At 60.3% G+C, this 18,318-nt stretch carries 14 protein-coding genes; 3 read left to right on the forward strand and 11 right to left on the reverse strand.

Features of this window, described 5'->3' with window-relative positions:
- Positions 1–21 precede the first annotated feature (21 nt).
- The 8 genes from NKI54_RS18080 to NKI54_RS18115 all read right to left on the reverse strand — a co-directional run bounded on the left by NKI54_RS18080 (position 22) and on the right by NKI54_RS18115 (position 10,841).
- Positions 22–501, reverse strand: a complete 480-nt coding sequence (locus NKI54_RS18080) for a class I SAM-dependent methyltransferase (protein WP_023675968.1) — start codon at positions 499–501, stop codon at positions 22–24.
- Between the two features lie 207 nt (positions 502–708).
- Positions 709–1,890, reverse strand: a complete 1,182-nt coding sequence (locus NKI54_RS18085) for an ABC transporter permease (RefSeq protein WP_352577336.1) — start codon at positions 1,888–1,890, stop codon at positions 709–711.
- Complete coding sequence (locus NKI54_RS18090; protein ID WP_352570080.1) at positions 1,887–2,885, reverse strand: ABC transporter permease; 999 nt, start codon at positions 2,883–2,885, stop codon at positions 1,887–1,889. The genes NKI54_RS18085 and NKI54_RS18090 overlap by 4 nt, the downstream gene beginning before the upstream one ends.
- Before the next feature lie 2 nt (positions 2,886–2,887).
- Positions 2,888–4,786, reverse strand: a complete 1,899-nt coding sequence (locus tag NKI54_RS18095) for an ABC transporter substrate-binding protein (protein WP_352692091.1) — start codon at positions 4,784–4,786, stop codon at positions 2,888–2,890.
- On the reverse strand, positions 4,783–6,678 hold the full coding sequence (locus NKI54_RS18100) for an ABC transporter ATP-binding protein (RefSeq protein ID WP_352577375.1): 1,896 nt from the start codon (positions 6,676–6,678) through the stop codon (positions 4,783–4,785). The genes NKI54_RS18095 and NKI54_RS18100 overlap by 4 nt, the downstream gene beginning before the upstream one ends.
- Positions 6,679–6,827: 149 nt before the next feature.
- Complete coding sequence (locus NKI54_RS18105) at positions 6,828–8,168, reverse strand: adenylate/guanylate cyclase domain-containing protein (RefSeq protein ID WP_352636481.1); 1,341 nt, start codon at positions 8,166–8,168, stop codon at positions 6,828–6,830.
- Positions 8,169–8,213: 45 nt separating this feature from the next.
- Positions 8,214–9,599, reverse strand: a complete 1,386-nt coding sequence (locus NKI54_RS18110) for a nucleotide sugar dehydrogenase (protein WP_352692092.1) — start codon at positions 9,597–9,599, stop codon at positions 8,214–8,216.
- Positions 9,600–9,662: 63 nt separating this feature from the next.
- The gene (locus tag NKI54_RS18115) at positions 9,663–10,841 is read right to left on the reverse strand and encodes a DUF3095 domain-containing protein (RefSeq protein ID WP_352457190.1); all 1,179 of its coding nucleotides are present in this window, start codon (positions 10,839–10,841) and stop codon (positions 9,663–9,665) included.
- A gap of 74 nt (positions 10,842–10,915) precedes the next feature.
- Here NKI54_RS18115 and NKI54_RS18120 point away from each other — a divergent pair, with 74 nt between their 5' ends.
- Positions 10,916–12,004 (forward strand): glycosyltransferase family 4 protein, encoded by a 1,089-nt coding sequence (locus NKI54_RS18120; protein ID WP_352636483.1) that lies wholly within the window; start codon positions 10,916–10,918, stop codon positions 12,002–12,004.
- Positions 12,001–12,825 (forward strand): polysaccharide deacetylase family protein, encoded by an 825-nt coding sequence (locus tag NKI54_RS18125; protein ID WP_352636484.1) that lies wholly within the window; start codon positions 12,001–12,003, stop codon positions 12,823–12,825. Before NKI54_RS18120 ends, NKI54_RS18125 begins: the two co-directional genes overlap by 4 nt.
- Position 12,826: 1 nt before the next feature.
- Here the strand turns inward: NKI54_RS18125 and NKI54_RS18130 are convergent, their stop codons facing one another.
- The 3 genes from NKI54_RS18130 to NKI54_RS18140 all read right to left on the reverse strand — a co-directional run bounded on the left by NKI54_RS18130 (position 12,827) and on the right by NKI54_RS18140 (position 17,125).
- On the reverse strand, positions 12,827–13,681 hold the full coding sequence (locus NKI54_RS18130; RefSeq protein WP_352570087.1) for an MBL fold metallo-hydrolase: 855 nt from the start codon (positions 13,679–13,681) through the stop codon (positions 12,827–12,829).
- A gap of 122 nt (positions 13,682–13,803) precedes the next feature.
- Positions 13,804–14,253 (reverse strand): cyclic nucleotide-binding domain-containing protein, encoded by a 450-nt coding sequence (locus tag NKI54_RS18135; RefSeq protein ID WP_023675957.1) that lies wholly within the window; start codon positions 14,251–14,253, stop codon positions 13,804–13,806.
- A 157-nt stretch (positions 14,254–14,410) separates the two neighbouring features.
- Entirely contained in the window at positions 14,411–17,125 is a 2,715-nt protein-coding gene (locus NKI54_RS18140; RefSeq protein WP_352570088.1) for an ABC transporter transmembrane domain-containing protein, read from the reverse strand.
- Between the two features lie 468 nt (positions 17,126–17,593).
- Here NKI54_RS18140 and NKI54_RS18145 point away from each other — a divergent pair, with 468 nt between their 5' ends.
- Entirely contained in the window at positions 17,594–18,262 is a 669-nt protein-coding gene (locus tag NKI54_RS18145) for a class I SAM-dependent methyltransferase (protein ID WP_352470917.1), read from the forward strand.
- The last annotated feature ends 56 nt before the right edge of the window (positions 18,263–18,318 follow it).

Consider the following 18,318-nt stretch of genomic DNA (forward strand, 5'->3'; position numbering starts at 1 on the left):
GATTTGGCTCGTCCCGGCCCCTCACACGCGCCTACAGATAAAATAACGATCGGCGGGAACCGAAGGTGGCGGCGGGAGGCGTTGCAACTGCGGGTGATCTAGCGGCGTGCCGCTGACCGCGATGCCGCCGACGCGAAGCAGGCGCGCGGTCAGATCGGGAAGCCAGGTAGAGGTCACTGCATCGCAATCTTCATAGCCGGTGCCGATGTCGGCATGAACAAGAGCGGCGTCGATGCCAATGAACCTGCTCGCCGTCTCGCGTATTTCGCCGAGCACGAGGTTTTCAGCTTCGGGAATTGAGCTGGCGTGTGCGGCAAGTGCGCGGTCGAACGCTACGATCCGGCGTCCGGGCAGGCGCTCGCGCAGATGGTGGAACGTCCGGCCATTGCCGAGGCCGAGCTCGAGCACAGGCCCCTCCATCTTCGCCACCTCGGCGCAGACATGATCAAGTATGTCGCGCTGTGCGGTCATCCTCCGGATGAAACTGTCAAGGCGACTCATGTGCGATTGTATGTCCAGAACCAGTTCACGAAATCAACTGCCCCCGACCAGAGCGTTTCGCGGCTGAAACCCGAGGCCGACGTATTAAACCCCGATCGAGTCTTGCCGCGTGTAGAGGCGGACGATGAACACTGCAACAAGCGAACAGTTGCCGACAAGGATCATACGGGTGGAGTCGGCGGCACTGCGCGCGGCGGAATAGCGCTGTCACTTGTACGGGTCCGCGGCGTCCCGCAACCCGTCGCCGAGGAAGTTGAACGCCAAGATGACGAGAACGACGGGGAGCATCGGCAAAAGCAGCCATGGATAGAACGCGATCACGCTGACGCTGCGCGCCTCGGTGAGCAGGATGCCCCAGCTGGTTATCGGTGCCCTCAGGCCGAGCCCGAGGAAGCTCAGCGCCGTCTCGCCCAGGATCATGCCGGGTATGGAGATCGTCGCCGTCGCGATCAGATGCGACATGAAGCCGGGAATGAGATGCCGCCCGATGATGCGGCTGCTTCTGGCGCCCATCAATTGCGCGGCCAGAACGTAATCCTCCTCGCGCAAGGCTAGAAGCTTTGAACGCACGGCCCGCGCCAGTCCGGTCCAGTCGAGCAGCCCGAGGATGACGGTGATGCCGAAATAGATCAGGATCGGACTCCAGGTTATCGGCATGATCGCCGCCAGAGCCAGCCATAGCGGAATGCTGGGGATCGATTGCAGAACTTCGATTATCCGTTGGACGATCAGGTCGAAGATACCGCCGTGATAGCCGGCCAGTCCGCCGATGACAATGCCGAGCAGGAAGCTGAAACTGATGCCGACGAGGCCGATTGTCAGTGAAATGCGTGCGCCATAGATGATGCGCGAGAGCACATCGCGCCCCAGCCTGTCAGTGCCGGCCAGAAAGAGCTGGCCGTTTTCGGCGGGGCAGACAAAATGCCTGTCACCTTCGATAAGGCCCCAGAACCGGTAACTGTCGCCCTTGCAGAAGAAACGGATCCGCTGAACATCATCCTGTTTCTCGACGTAGTTCCGCTTGAGCGTGTCCATATCCAGCGTCATCTGGCGGCCATAGACGAACGGCCCGACGAACTGGCCGTTGTGGAACAGGTGCACCCGCTGCGGCGGCGAATAGATGTAGTCCATGTTGCGCGTGTGCAGATCGTAGGGCGCCAGGAACTCGCAGATCAGTATCCCGCAATAAAGCGCTGCCAGGAATATGCCGGATACAAGGGCAAGCCTGTGCCGACGGAATTTCCACCACATCAGCCGCAGCTGCGACGCCTGAAAGACCTTCGACTGCTCCGGCGTCATCGCCTCGACCGACTGCAGGTCAAAGGGCGCGATGGAAACGTAGTGTTGCAGTGGGGCGCCCGGAGCGGGCAGCGGCGATTGCGTGTTCATTTGGTGCTGCCGCCTTGCAAACGAATTCGCGGATCAAGTAGCGCCAGCGCCAGGTCGGAAATCAGGACGCCGATGACCGTCAGGAAGGCGAGGAACATCAGGAACGACCCTGCCAGATACATGTCCTGGCTTTGCAGCGCCTTGATCAGCATCGGCCCGGTCGTCTCCAAAGACAGCACGATTGCCGTGATTTCGGCGCCGGAGATGATGGCCGGCAGGATAGAGCCGATATCTGAAATGAAGAAATTGAGCGCCATGCGCAGCGGATATTTGACCAGCGCCCTGAAGGGATGAAGGCCTTTGGCGCGCGCGGTCACGACATATTGCTTATGTAGCTCATCGAGCAGATTGGCGCGCAGTCGCCGGATCATGCTTGCCGTGCCCCCGGTGCCGATGATCAAGACCGGAATCCAGAGATGGGCGAGGATCGACTTCGCCTTGGCCCAGCTCATCGGCTCGCCGAGATATTGCTGGTCCATGAGATGGCCGATAGACGTGCCGAACCAGATGTTGGCGAAATACATCAGGATCAGCGCCAGCATGAAGTTCGGAATCGCAAGGCCGAGAAGGCCGAAGAAAGTCAGGCCGTAGTCGCCCCAGCTGTATTGATGCGTGGCGGAGTACATGCCGATCGGAAAGGCGATGAGCCAGGTAAAGATGATCGTGACGAAGGAAACCAGCACCGTCAGCCACATTCGGTCCCCGACGACGTCGCGAACCGGCAGCTCATATTCGAAGGAATAGCCGAAATCGCCGTGCAGCATCCCGCCGACCCAGTAGAAGTAGCGAATGACCGGTGGCTTGTCGAAACCATATTCCTTGCGCATCATCTCGATGCGATCGGAATCCACCGCTTCGCCCTGAGCCCGAAGCTCGGCAACATAGCTGTCGAAATAGTCGCCTGGGGGAAGTTCGATGATCGTGAACACCAGTGCCGATATGACCAGCAGCGTTGGAACCATCACGGCGATGCGCCAGACAAAATATCGAAGCACGCTCAGGACTCTCCAAGCCAGAATGTATCCGGCATATAGACACCGAAATAGGCGGTCGGGTCGTAGCCGTAGAGCGCCTTGTCAGGCAGATTGCGCAGCCGCGAGGATGCCAGAACCGGCTGATGCGTTCCGTTTACCGTGCCGATCGAAAACACCTGATCGGTATAGATCGACAGCATTGAATTCCAGATATCGGCGCGCTCCGTGGCTTCGGTCGATGCGTTCCAGCGCTTGAGTAAAGCCATCAACTCGACCACGGGCGGAAGATCGGGCGCTTCGCCGACCTTGCCACGGGACAAGTAGTGAGCACCCCAGAGCGGCCATTGCAGCTGGTCATCGACGGTTGGGGCCAGTTGGTAGGGGTTCATGTCGGCGGTCGGCACGCCATTGTCGATGCCCGACCACATCGACATCATGATCTGGCCACCAAGCGCGCGGCTGCGGAAGATGTCGCGCTGCGAAGTCCGGATGAACAGGGCGATGCCGATCTTGCGCCAGTGATCGGTGATGAGCTCGAGCGCGTCGGTTTCCAGCGTGCTTTCGCCGGCCGTTTCCACTACGAGCTGCGCCGAGCGTCCGTCGGGAAGTATCCGCAGGCCGTCATCGTCACGCGCCCGAAGCCCGACCTCGTCGAGCAGGGCATTGGCCTGGTCGGGATCATGGGCGACCCAGGCTTTCGCGAATTCCGGCCGGTAGAGCGGGCTCTCCGGCAGGACCGTATCGGCACTTTCCTGCGCCAATCCGTAGAACACAGCCAAATTGATCTCGCGCCTGTCCACAGCGAGCGAAAGTGCGCGGCGCACGCGCACGTCACGAAAAAGGCCACGCCACACCTGGTCGGCACAATTCAGATTGGGCAGCAGCGCCAGCCGCGAACCTTGTGTGCGTTTCCAGAGATGCATCTTCACCGGGTAGCGCTTCTCCGCATCCTTCAGGAAGGAGTAATCGGTGAAGTCAATTCCCATGCCTTGCAGGTCGCTCTCGCCCGCACCGGTCTTGGCGGAAATGATCGCCGACGAGCTGACATTCATGACAATCCGGTCGACATAGGGCAGTTGCCGGCCATTCTCGTCTATTCGATGAAAGAACGGGTTCCGCTCGAAGACGAACTGCTCAGCCGGCGGCTTGGTCCGGTTCTGCCAGGGATCGAGCGTCGGCAGTTCCGGGTTCTCCGGGCGATACTGCCGCGACATGCGGATATGCAAGAGCGTCCATTTCTGGGCCCGGTTCTCCTTCATTAGGCCGGCGAGCCGGAATGGATCCTGGTATTTCTTGTGGAACTGCTTGAGATAGGCGGCCGGCAGAACAAGCGATAGGGGCGAAGCAGCGGCGAGCTTGGGCAGGAAGTCGGGATTGGGCGCATCCCAACTATAGCGGACCGTCAACGGATCGACGATCTCGAAGCGTGGCGGCTTGCCGTCCGCCAGCAGGGCCGGGGCAAGCCCGCCTTGCGAAAGCTCATCGTTCAGCCAGACATCTTCCCAGCAATAGCGAAAATCCTCCGACGTCAGCAGGCTACCGTCAGACCATTTATGTCCTTCTCGTATCTTGAAAGTGAAGACACGATCATCCGCTACATCGAAACTTTCGAGAATGTCGGCTTGCAGGTTAAGCTTTTCGTCATAGCCGACCAGGCGAGCGTACCCGTAGATCGTCATCATCCGGATATCTTTCTGGCTGCCGATGATCGTGCGCAGCGTGCCGCCATATTGGCCGGGCTGCCGGCCCATCGCAGCGAGATTCAACGCGCGCGGGCGCTTGGGCAGGCGTTCGGCGAGTGCCGGCAGCGCTCTGGCCTTCAGCTGCGGCTCAAGAAATTCCGGCTCCAGATCGCCGGCGCGCAACGTGCCCGGCAGAAATGCCGAAGCCATGAGTCCAAGGACGGTGCGCCGGCTGATCAATGGCGTAGCTCGCTGACATCGGCCGAACTTCGGGCCAGCACGAGGTGGCCGCCGCCAAGATCGAGCGGCGACAGCATGTCCTCGTCGCCCTCGTCGCGGAATTGCGGTCCCCATGCGCTGGTGTCGGAAGCGCCGCTGAGTTTCAGCGTCTTGAAATCCATCGGCCTGTCGAGATCGGGGAAAGGTACTGCGGCGACCAGTGAGCGCGTGTAGGGGTGGACCGGTTTCCTAAGCAGAATTTCGCGCGGCGCGAGCTCGACGATACGCCCGCCGCACATCACCGCGATGCGGTCTGCCATGTAGTCCACCACCGCCAGGTTGTGGGATATGAACAGGTAGGTCAGGCCCAGTTCCTTCTGCAGGTCCTTCAGAAGGTTCAGGATCTGCGCCTGGACAGAGACATCGAGTGCCGAAACCGGCTCGTCGCAGATCAGGAGTTCAGGCCCCAACGCCAACGCGCGCGCGATGCCGATACGCTGACGCTGCCCGCCGGAGAAACTATGCGGATAACGCTTTATGAAGCGCGGGTCGAGCCCGATTGCCTGCATCAGGCTCTTGACCGTGGCGAGTCGGGACGCGGCATTGCCACGTCGATGGATTTCCAGCGGCTCGCTCAAAATGTTCTCCACCGTCATGCGGGGTGAAAGCGACGAAACCGGATCCTGGAAGACCATCTGGATTTTCGCGCGCAGCATGCGCAGGGCGTCTCCCTCGGCTTCCAAGACGTCGATCGGACCATCGCGGCCATTGAAGATCACAGAGCCGCCGCTAGGGGTGACAGCCCGCATGAGGATCTTGCTGACGGTGGTTTTGCCGGAGCCGCTTTCGCCGACAAGACCCAGGCACTCACCCCGCCTGATATCAAAGCTCACGCCGTCCACGGCGCGAACAGAGGTTTGATGATCTCCGCCGAACCATCCGGACTTGCGGATCGTGAAGGTCTTTGTCAGATCCCTGACCGACAGCAGGATGTCGTCCGGCCCCTTCGATGCCGGCGCCGTCTGCTTGCCGAGCAGGTTCCCGACATTCACCGGCACCTCGCGGAGCGCCTTTAGCCTTTCGCCGGGCTTCAGGTCGAAATGCGGAACGGCTGCCATCAGGCCCTTCAGGTAAGGGTGGCCCGGCCGGCGGAATATCGCCTCCACAGGTCCCGCTTCCATGATCTCGCCATGGTACATGACCACCACCTCGTCGGCGACGTTGGCGACTACGCCAAGGTCGTGCGTGATCAGCAGCATCGCCATGTTCAGCTTCGTCTGAAGCTCGCGCAGCAATTGCAGGATTTGCGCCTGGATGGTGACGTCCAACGCCGTCGTCGGCTCGTCGGCGATCAACAGCGCGGGCCGGCAGATAAGCGCCATGGCGATCATGGCGCGTTGACGCAATCCTCCCGAAAGTTCAAAGGGATACATGTCATAGGCGCGCTTGGGGTTGGGAAAGCCGACAAGTCCGAGCATTTCCTCGGTCCGCGCCTTGCGCTCCACCCAAGCCATGGGCGTATGAATCTGCAGGGATTCGCTCACCTGATTGCCGATCGTATGCAGCGGCGACAGTGATGTCATCGGCTCCTGAAATATTTTGCCGATGCGGCTGCCTCTCAACGCCCGGATTTCGGGTCCGTCACGCGGCATCTGCAGGATATCCTGCGTCGTGCCGGGCTTTTCAGGATCGGAAAACAGGATACGGCCGCGAACATGGGCTGTGTTCGGCAAAATGCCCATCACTGCCTGGCTGAGAACCGATTTTCCGGAACCGGACTCGCCCACAAGCGCGGTAACCTTGCCGGGCAGGACGCGAAGATTTGCACGCCTGACGGCATGCAACGGTCCCCCTATAATGGCAAAAGAGATGCCAACATCCTCGATCCGCAGCAGATCAACGCCCAAATTCATTCTCACACCAGCCCCCACTCTGGCAGGTCCAGAAGGCGAGACTATCGCATTGCCAGCCTAGAGCAACTTGGATTCGAACAGTCGCCAGTTCCCTGGCGGAACCGGCGACCGGACTGCATACCAAACGCGTTCGGATCAGAGCGTGGCGGTTACTGGAGCTTCCTCGGGTCGCCCGCGGACGGCCGCGCGGCATTGCGATGAAGCAGCATGACCTGCTCGGCGTCCGATATGCGGTCGTAAATCGGCTCCAGCGCACCGTCTTCGTCGAGCGAGAGAGCACCCGACAAATCGGGTGAAAGCACCGTTAGCTTCTGCCTGATGCCCGCCAGTTCCTCCATGCCGAGCGCCAGCCAGTTGTTGGCGCCGCAATAGCTGGCGAAGTCTTTGCTGGCGAGAACGCTGTGCGGATATTTCTTGGTCAGGGTCTGGAGGCGCTGGACCTCGTTTACAGCCGAGCCGAAGACAGAGAATGTGAGCCGGTCGGTAAGCCCGACATTGCCGAACATCACATTGCCGACATGCAGGCCGATACCATAGTTTATGTCGCTCAATCCCTGCTGCTTTCTGCGCAGATTGAGATCCATCATGCGCGCGGTGGCCTTGTGCGCTGCTGCAAGAGCAGCCTGGCAGGCGATCTCGGACTGTGAACGGTGTCTTGCGCAAGGGTAGACGGCAATGAAGCCATCACCTATGAAACTCATGATCTGCCCGCCCTTGCGATTGAAAGGTGCAGCAGCGGCGTCGAAAAACTGGTTCAGCGTATCGATATAGACTTCGCGGCCGGAGGTTTCGGCAAGTCTTGACGACCCGCGCATGTCGCCCATGACCAGTGCCGCCCGGATTGTATCACCCTCGCCGCGCTTGATCTGGCCGTCGAGCACGCGCCTGCCGGCGTCGCCGCCGAGATAAGTGGTCATCATGTTGTCGGCAAGCTTGGTGAGCACCGCCATCTTGGTTGCGATAGCGAGATGGTTCTGGATGCGCAGCAGCGCCGAAATCATGCTGTCGCTGAAGCCTGCACCACTGTCGGTGGACCAAGACCCGATCATGCCCTGACTGGTGTTGCCGCTGAAGGGATGGACGAAAGCCATGTAATCGGTGACGCCCATCAGCTTGAGGTCATCGAAAACAGGAAATTCCGACGGCACCGACGGGTCGAGCCGGCGCCGCAGATGGTCGAGCTTGTGGCTGAGCAGATGGTAGTATGGGCTGGTCAGGAATCTGTCGGAATGAACGCCGTTCTCCTTGCGGAAGCCTTCCACTTCCAGGCCCTGGCCGCGGAGCCAGGTGAAGCCGAGCGCGTCATAAAGCGGATGAAGCATCGAAAAGCTCAAATGCACCCGCTTCAACGGCAGGCCGGCAGCAGCCAGCCGTTCACAAAAGCCCCTTACCAATGTTTCCAGGTCGTCGCCCGCCAACGCCGATTGGGTCAGCCAATCGGCAACCTTATCCATGAGAATGGCAGAAATTTCTGCTTGCGCTGTGCTCATGCTATCTCGAAATCTCCTTGCACAAATTCGCCGGCTCGGACGCCGTCAGGCCTTCACCACCGTCTCTCGGGCTAGCCCGAGGCGGCCAAAAATATTGCGTGTGTCGACGATCAGTAGAGCGTGATCCGCGATCGCCTGATAGTCGATCGCGTCGTGGTCGGTTGCAACGACGACAGCGTCGAAATCCTTCAAGGTCACCTCGGTCAATTCGACCGAGCGACGCCCCTTGATCGCCATATGCTCCCGTGTGGCCGGGATTTCGGTAACATGCGGATCGTGGAATTCCGCCTTGCCGCCCCATTCCTCGATGAGTTCAATGAGCCGCAATGAGGGGCTTTCGCGGATGTCGGGCACATTCTTCTTATAGGCGAGCCCGATGATGAGAATGCGCGAGCGGCTGAGCGCCTTGCCGCAGCGCCGGTCCAGCGCCTTCGCCAGTTCATCGACCACATGACGCGGCATGGCCGTGTTGATCTCTGCCGCCAGCTCGATGAAGCGGGTCGGCAGTTCGTATTCGCGAGCCTTCCACGTCAGGTAGAAGGGATCGATCGGAACGCAGTGCCCGCCAAGTCCAGGGCCAGGATAGAAAGGCATGTAGCCGAAGGGCTTGGTCTTTGCCGCCTCGATCACCTCCCAGACGTCGATTCCCATCGCACCGAGCACGATCTTCAACTCGTTGACGAGGGCTATGTTGACCGAGCGGAAGATGTTTTCCGTCAGCTTGACCGCCTCGGCGGTCGCCGTGGTGGAAACCGGAACGACGGTCTTGACCACGCCATGGTAGAAAGCCTGCACGAGCGTCGCCGCTTCAATGCCGTCACCTGCCACGACCTTGGGGATCGTCGCGACTTCAAAGCTGCGGTTGCCGGGATCCTCGCGTTCGGGCGAGAAGCCGAGGAAGAAGTCTATCCTCGACTGCAAGCCGATTTTTTCCAGGATGGGCTTGATCACGTCGTCGGTGGTGCCGGGATAGGTGGTCGATTCCAGCACGATCAGCTGGCCGAGACGCAGATGCTTCGCGATGGTGCCTGCGGTGTTCCTGACAAAGGAGAGATCCGGCTCGCGGTGTTTCGTCAGTGGTGTCGGAACGCAGATGATGATGACATCGCAGACGGCCAGTTCGGCAAAATCCGCAGTGGCGCGGAACCGTCCGCTCGCCACCTGGCCGGCAAGGGCTGTCGACGTCACCGCCTCGATGTAGGATTGCCCGTTGTTCAGGCTCTCGACCTTTTGGGCTTCGATGTCGAAGCCGCAAACAGGGAAGCCGGCGCGTGCGATCGCAACCGCCAGCGGCAACCCGACATAGCCCAGTCCGATCACGCCGACTTGCGCGGCACGCGTCGAAATCCGGTTCAGAAGATGGTCATATGTCGATCGTGAGGCGTCCAAAAATCTGCTTCCCGTCAATTCGGACAGGCCGTCCGCTTCCATGGTGAGGCTCACCGCTCACAAGAGCCCCGAGGCATATTGCGGAAAATCGATGTCCGCAAGCCGTCAGACCGGCACCTTCGCCTTAAGGCTTGCGGCAGCCATCGCATAGCCGCCGGCGGCGCCATCGATGAAATGAACATGATCGCGCTGCAGCGGCGATGCGACGAGGCATGTCATCAAGGCCGATTTCTGGCGGTGCAGGCCATAGTTGCAGATGCCCGCCTCTTCCGCCTGTTTCAGCCGGTTCTCGATCCGTTGCAACACATCCGCGTCAACGTCGATGGTCATCTTCAAGCCATCGTCGAACTTCCGGAAATCCGAATTGCTGGCCACTTCGCGTTTGTAGATCTTCGGATCGAATCTGCCGATCGTCCAGCCATATCTATCCGTAACAGCCGTAAGCGTCATCAGGAACACTATCCACAGCTTCGATAGCCACCGCCGTCCTGCCGGCGCCGTGGCCCGCGCCTCGATATCGAGGCCGGCGGGCAGCAAACTGTAGTCCGGCCCGTTCACCGGCACCGGATGGCCATCGCGTTCCTGCCTGCCGGCAAGGGCGATGATGTCGGAAACCAGAAACTGAAAACCGCGCAAGTCGCGCGACGCCCCCGGTATGGCGATGATTGAGACGATTTCGCCATGCCGGGCTTCGATCGGGTTCCAGCGGCACGAGAGGCCGGTCAGGTCCGGCCGCGCGCCGGCCGGCGCAGGATCGATGCGGTAGCGCCCCGCTTTCATCTCGGCTTCCGCCCAACTGCCGCCACCTCCGGCGAACATGGCGTAGAAGACCGCATCGGAGGCCTGGAACCTCGCCACGCGAACGTCGAGGCCTTGCGCTCTTATATCCTTTATCGGCACGATTGCGGCACGCAAGGTCAGATCCAGTTCGTCCGCCACCCATCTCTGGACAGCCGCCAGCGCGTTGCGGGTGATCTCCAGCGCCGAACCGGGAAACGCCACGAGCGCGCCGTCGCCGCCGAAGACAAAGGGAAGATCTTGCCTACCCAGCGCATTGAGCAGCGCCGAAATGACGCTGGCACCGGCCATATTGACGGTTTTATAGCGCCCCGCCTCGATCGCCTTGGTCGAGCCGACGATGTCTGCGGTGGCCAGCGCCCAGCCATCGGGGAGAGGCCGATAGTTATCGATATCGGCAACGCTTTCGAACTTTGCGAAGACCGGCAGAGAAGCAACAAACGGATCGGACGCGGCAGCTGTTTCCATGAGCATCAGATAGCACATTCCAGTGCTTGAGGGTGAAGTCGATCATGCTTCGAAATTGACTTGCGCAGGCTTTCCGATGATAGGGTCCGGCGATGCGAATTGCCTTCTATGCGCCGCTGAAGTCGCCCAATCATCCCGTCGCCTCCGGCGACCGCCAGATGGCACGGATGCTGGTCAAGGCGCTGGAGCATGGAGGACATAGCGTCGAACTGGCATCCGAATTGCGCTTCTATCTACGCGAACCGGATTCGAAAAGTTTCGATGCGCTCAAGATCGAGGCCCGGGAGGAAGCCGCGCGGCTGGCAAGGCTTTGGGATCGTGACGGCAAGCCCGATCTGTGGTTCACCTATCATCCCTATTACAAGGCGCCCGACCTGATCGGGCCCGAACTGGCGTTGGCCTTTGGTGTCCCCTATGTGACAGCGGAAGCCTCCTATTCGAGGCGGCGCAACACCGGTTTGTGGGCCGATACGCAAGCGTTGGTGGCGCGAGCCGTCGAACAGGCGGCGCTGAACATCTGCTTCACGCAAAGGGATCGTCAGGGACTGGCAGATGCGGTACCCGACGCCGCTTTCGGCATGCTTTCGCCCTTCATCGACACATCGCTATTCCGGGAAACGCCGGCACGCGGTTGTCCGACGCGCCTCGTTACCGTCGCCATGATGCGCCCGGGCGACAAAGTCGAAAGCTATCGCATGCTGGCGCAGGCGCTCGGTTCGATCGGTCACCTGCCCTGGACCATGTCGGTCGTCGGGGACGGACCTGCCCGCGAGGAGATCAAAGCGCAATTCGCCGGCTTGCCCGCCGAGCGTATCGAATGGCTTGGCGCGATTGAGCCAGCCGCCGTGCCGGATGTCCTCTACAGTGGGGGAATTTACGTCTGGCCGGGTTTCGGCGAGGCCTATGGCGTTGCCTATCTTGAAGCACAGGCCGCCGGCCTTCCGGTTGTGGCTCAGGACGTCGCCGGCGTGCCGGAGGTCGTCCGGGATGGCCAGGCCGGGTTTCTCACCCCGCCGGACGATGTGGCGGCGTTCGCTTCTGCCATTGAAAGGCTTCTGGCCCGTAACGACGAAAGATCCATCATGGCCGCAGAAGCCAGACGTTTCATCCTCGAAGAACGTTCTCTCGGTGCTGCAGCGGCGCGTCTGGCCGAACTTCTTGCGAAGATCCCGGTCTCATGACATCCGATCAAATCTGGCAACCCTTGGTGGAGGAACTGGCGAGCCGGCAACGGGCGGACCGTAAGGCAGAGTTCTGGCTGCGCGACGATGACGCCGTGGATCCGACGCCTGCGCTTGATCGGTTGCTCGACCTCACCGGTGAATTCGCGGTTCCGGTGACTCTGGCCGTCATTCCCGCCCTGACTGACGAGAAGCTTGTCGTTCGGCTTGACGAGGCGCCGCATGCCACGGTCGCCATCCATGGCTGGGCGCACCGAAATCATGCGCCCGAGGGCCAGAAGAAGCAGGAGCTCGGCGCGCATCGGCCACGCGAGGCGGTGCTCGATGATCTGGCTCGCGGGCTGGCGCACGTAACCGGCCTGCACGGCGCACGTGCCGTTCCGATGCTGGTGCCACCCTGGAACAGGATCGACGCCGGCTTGGTATCCGACCTTGGATCGATAGGATTTTCGGCATTGTCGGTCTATGGGCCGCCAAGGCCGGCTTCACTTGCGGTCATCAACAGCAATGTCGACATCATGGATTGGCATGGCACGCGCGGCTGCCGCGATCATGGCCTATTGGTTCAGACTATCATCGCGCAATTGCAGCATGCATTCGATGGGGGCGAACCGGTGGGCCTGCTCACCCACCATCTCGTACATGATGAATCGGCCTGGCTCTTCCTCGAACGGCTGTTCACAGTCACCGCACAGACTGAAGCCTGCGCATGGCTTCCGATCAGCACATTGATCGGGCGCAGCGCCGGTAGAACAATTCCAGGAAAGTATGAACGGTTTCCGTCCGGAATTGCGTCAAAACAAAGAGATAGAGGAAAATAGCTCAGCGCCTTTTGCGCAATGAGACTGGAAGTTTGAGCGTCTGGCCATCCCGCGCGGCAAAAGCGCCGGTAAACCTGTCCTTGGCCAGTTTCTGGATCTTGTCCAGTTCCTTGTCGGTGCGTGTCGGATCGTGGTGAAACAGCGCAAGCCTCCGCGCACCGGCCGCCTCACAGAGCTTGACGCCCTGTTGCCAAGTCGAGTGCCCGTAACCGCGGCGGCGTTCCATTTCCTCCTCGGTGTAGGTGCAATCGTAAATGACGAGGTCGGCATCTTCGATCAGGCCGAGCACCGCCTGATCGAGTTTGTCCGGCTCGTGCTCAGTGTCTGTGATCACCGCCACGACGCCGCCGCCCCATTCGACCCGGTAGCCTATGCAGCCGCCCGGATGCATAAGACTGCCGGTTCGGACCACCACCCCTTCGCGCGGGCGAAGCACGTCTCCGGATACGAAATCGCGATAGTCGAGGCTTGCCTTGCAGGCCTCCAGTTTCACCGGAAACCACGGCGGCCGCATGAACTCATCGACCATCTGCCGGGTCGTCATGTGTCCTGCAAGATGCCCGGACCAAAGCGTAACCTTGGCGCCCCGGTCATAGATCGGCGCAAAAGACGGCAGCCCGATGATGTGATCGTAATGGCAATGGGTGAAAAGCAGGTCGAAATCGGTCACGCCCAACGCCTGAAGCGCCGCGCCGGCAGGCCGTAGGCCAGAGCCTGCGTCGAACAGAAGCGTATGCTTACCGCATCGCATCTCGACGCAGATTGAGTTGCCGCCATAGCGAGAGAATTCTGGCCCTGATACCGAAATGCTGCCGCGGACACCCCAAAACCTGACCAGGAAAACGTTGTCGTCCATGCTACCCCTTCGCCCATCATATCCAAACAACTGCTGCTAGGCGAGACAGGCTTTCTCCGGGTGATCTTCTCAGCGAGAGGACAGTGCCGTCACGACGGCGAGGATCGAGCGCACGTCCTTCGTTATTTGGCGCTTCGTGCGTCGATCAGATCCGCGGTCGTATGGCTTAGGCGATCGGCAAGAACCCGCAATATCTCGATGGTCATTTCCGGGAACTCCCTCATAAGCCTCAGGAAATGATCCTTGCGGATTCTCAGGGCTTCCAGCGGACTTGCCGCTCTGACGGTGGCAGTGCGGGAGCTGTTGCACAATATGGCGATCTCGCCAACGATCGAATTTGGCTCCAGTTCGGCAACTTTTATCGGTCCGCTGTCGGAATCGACAAGAATATCGGCCCTGCCTGAAAGGATGACATAGGCGGCGTCTCCCTCGTCGCCCTGCCGGAAAAGGATCTGGCCGGCGCTGTAGCTCACACGATCGGATGTGAACGCAAGCAGCTTGAGCTTTGTCGGCTCGATGGCAGAGAACAAGGGAACGCGTTGCAGCATTCCAACTTCATCCTTGAGCAGCATTGTCGCAAACCTTCCAAAATTCGCGTTTGCCAGACTAGAGCAACGGACGCCCAGATGGAATCAATTCTCTTTCCGGGATGGCGAGACAAACCACGCGAAAGGTGGCGAGCCCGATATCGTGCACCGGCAGAATGATCCCATCTGAATGTCCGTTGCTCTATGACAACAGTTCCTTGAAGATACCGTTCCCTGCCAAAAGTGTCTCGTGTGTTCCGTCTTCCGCCAATTGACCCGAGTCGAAGACGATAACGCGATCGAACATCATCGCCATTGCCGGATTCGTCACGACCCACACAATTGCCGGCGAATGGCCGTCGCGCCTGGCTTCCTCGAGCACATTTCGCAGCACCTTATCCTGCATGCGCTGGTCGAGCGCCGACAGCGGCCGGTTGAGAATGAGAAAATCGGGACGCTTGAGCAAGGCCCGGGCAACATCGAGCTTCTGTCGCTGTCCACCGGTCAGCCGCCTGCCGCCGGAGCCGACGTTGAAGTCCAGGCCGACATCCAGAAGTTCGCCATAAAGCCCCAGTTCGTCAAGAATGTCATAGACGATGGAGCGTATGCGGTCGGGCGCGTCGGGATGATTGTTGCCCACACGCCCGAACAGGACATTATCCATGACGGTGGCCGCGGCAATGTATTTGGCAGGATCATACCGTTCGACCGCATTGTGCAGCTCGGGCGGCAGGTCTTCATAGAACCGGTTGCGTGCAGCGACGATCTTGCTCATCAGCTCGTCGCTCAGCAGGCCGAAGCGGTGCCGGGGCTCGATGTAGGCAAAGCTCAAGGTGACGATCATGGCGCGATCGTTCTCCGAAACCGCCTCGTAGGGACGGTTCTTGAGCCGTTGCAGCAAGGTTTCGTAGGCGGGTATCTCCTCCGCGCTCATGAAGGCGAGCTGCTGGAAGAACTGGTGATCGGGCGGCAGGTCGGCAAACAGCTCGATCGCCTGTTTGGCGATCTCCAAGCCCATTTCGTAGAGCGTGCGGTCGAGGCCGGCTTGCCTCAGCACGGAAGCAAAATAGGGATTGGCCGCCAGGGCCCTATCGGCCAGTTCGGGGCCGGCGGCAGCGCCGAAGAGCAGGTTTTGGCCGATCGTTGCTTCCTTGTTGTAGGCGCCCGGTTCGAAAGGAACCACCAGTCCGCTCAGCCCCTCTTGTTCCAGCCGGGTCCGCAGCGCCGCACGCAGTTCGACGATCCGCCTGGCAAGCTCCGTGTGACGCGTGAGGTCGGCCGAAGAGCGCAAGCCGAGATCCAGAATGTCACGCGACAGAACAACCGCGTCGAGCACCCGGCGCACGGCTTCAAAGAGGTCGTGCGGGCCGGTAGCGCCAGCGGAAGCATAGTTGATCCAGTCGCTGTGGATATCAAGATCCGGATTGCCCGACCGGCGCGCCTCGTGAATGTTCCAGCGGTGCTGATCTGCCGCAGCACCGTCATAAGGCACCGATGTCAGCGGCGCATGCTTCAACCCGTAGAGCAGGTTGTCGCGGAGGCTTGCCTGGAACAGGAAAACATCCGACGAGGCATACGACATGCGCCGGCCGGTTACTGCTTCGGGGAGTTCAAGCAGGTCGTCGGTGCCCGAAGCGACCCTTCCGCTGTCCGGCCAGTTCAGCCGCGCGAAGGCTTCTGCAAGCGCCTCCGCTCCACCTGTTGCGGTACTGACCAGTGCAACCGTCTCACCCGGCTTGACCTGGAGGGAGATACGGTTAAGGAGCATTGCACCGCCATCGTCTGCTACGGACAGATTGATCGCCGACAGCGGCTTGGTCATCGGATCGGGATCGTCGATCGTCAATACCCCGATTTTCGGCGCGATGAGACCTTCGACGGTGAACTGTTCAACGACCTGTTGATATTTGACCTGGACATCCTGCCGATCCTGATCCCAGTCGATCAGTTCCTTCATCGGTCCGGGCAGGTCCTTGTAGGCGCCGATCACGGCCACGAGCTGGCCGACGTCCAGCCGCCCCTGGAGGACCAGATACCCGCCGATCATGTAGAACAGAAAGGGCGTGAGCTGCGCGAGAAAATTGTTGAGGAACTTCACCATGAATTTCCATTGGTAAAGATCGAAGCGGATCTTGAAGATGAGCCCGAGCCGGGCAGCTATGTCGGCGCGCTCGTAGTTTGATGTATCGTGGACGTGAACCGCGCCGATGCCGTCGACGATTTCGCCAACCCGGCCCGAAAGCGCGCGCGCCGTCAACTGCCGTTGGCGCCCGAGCACGATCAGCCGCCGCCGCATTCGCGGGATGAGCACGATCTGGATCGCCACGATCACGACCGCTATCATTCCGAGCCAGACGTTCTGGATCATGATGAACAGCATGGCCGTCAGCGCTTGGCCGCCGAGCAGTACCGGCTGCAGGAAGGCGTCGCCGATGAAGCCGCCCAGCGGCTCCACCTCGTCCTTCACCATGGTCGCCACTTCGGCGGATTTCACCCGCTTGAAGTAAACCGGCGGAAAACGCAGCACACGGTCGACCAGATCGAAGCGGATACGCCGCAGCATGCGTTCGCCGAGGCGGCCCTTGTAGGTGTTGATGTAGAATTTGAACAGGCCGTTGATGACGACTAGCAAGAGGAACACAAGGCTCAGGGCAAACAGGGTCTCCTCGCGGTCGAGCTGAAAACCGGAGAAGAACTGGACCTCTCCAATGAACGGCAGGTTATAATGTAGCCTCATGAATGGCTGGGTCGCGCCCGGTTGCTCGAAGCCGCGACCTTGGATCGGTCCGTTGACGATCAGCTTCGGCAGGTCGAAGGACATGAAATACGGGATCATCGAAAGCACGACGATCATCAATATCCAGAGCTGCTGCTTCTTGGTGTGCGTCCAGATATAGCGGGCTAGGCTGGCTTCCATATGCGACTGTGGACCCTTCAGTTGGAAGGATGCAGGATGTAAAAGCACCTGCTGGCGAATGGCGTATCGGCAATTTCTTCATCGCCAACGACAAGTTCGAAGCTGCTGTGCACGGACCTTGTCCTGCGCTCAACGATGCAAGGAACCTGCGAGGCGGCGCGATCCAGTTCCGGCGCATGGTCGATGGCAACGACATGGGCATTGTTGATCGGCGAAGAAAGCAGCTGGCCAAACGGTCCGCGGCTTTCGCAGGGCTTTGGCGAACAGCCGAGCAGCACGAGGCCGCAGCTGCGCGGCTGGTGCTGGCGGATGGACGCCGATGATCCGGACAGATGCAACAGGCTCTCTCCGGCACCGGGCAATAGCCAAGCGGCTTGCAGCATGATCACGTCCGCGGAATCAAACAGTCTTGCGGAAGGCAAGATTGCGTTGTGTCGCCCAAAATCCCAACATACAAGACGAATTATGATGGATGTCACGCAACCACGCAATGCCATGGACTGGCACGAGCAAGCCTTGGACCTCACGCGGGGAATTGCTGCTTATGTCAACTGCCCTCTCGTGGCAGGGCTGGCGCGCGTCGTCGCCAAGCATCCGAAGGCCGATATCGCCAACGCCTTCAACCACAAGCAGGTCGCCTGCAAGATGTGGGCGCTCGACAGGCTGTTCGAAAGCGGCGGCGGCCGCTTCGGGCGCATATGGGTTCTGGGTGGATGGTACGGCGTATTGCCGGCAATGCTTTTCAACGACGCTCGCTTCGACATCGCGGCGGTCGATAGCATCGACATCGATCCCGAAGTCGCGCCGGTCGCCCGGACCCTCAACCGGGAAGCCGGCGACCGGTTCCGGGCGCTGACGGCAGATATGTACGCACTCGACTATGCGGCCGGGCGGCCCGATCTGATGATCAATACGAGCTGCGAACACATAGCCGATCTGCGCGCCTGGCTTGCTCTGCTTCCGCCGGGCACGAATGTACTGCTGCAATCGAACGATTATTTCAGCGAGCCGACGCACATCAACTGCGTGGCTTCGCTTGCAGCCTTCGAGGAAATGGCGGCGCTACGGGAGGTGCGGTTCTCCGGCGAACTGCCGACAAAAAATTATACGCGCTTCATGCTGATTGGAACTGTTTAATGCATTTCGCCCAAAAGCGCGTAGCGGTTTTGGGACAACGACACGCATAAAAACAG

This window comes from Mesorhizobium sp. M0663 (genome assembly GCF_040320585.1).
Taxonomy (GTDB): Bacteria; Pseudomonadota; Alphaproteobacteria; order Rhizobiales; family Rhizobiaceae; genus Mesorhizobium.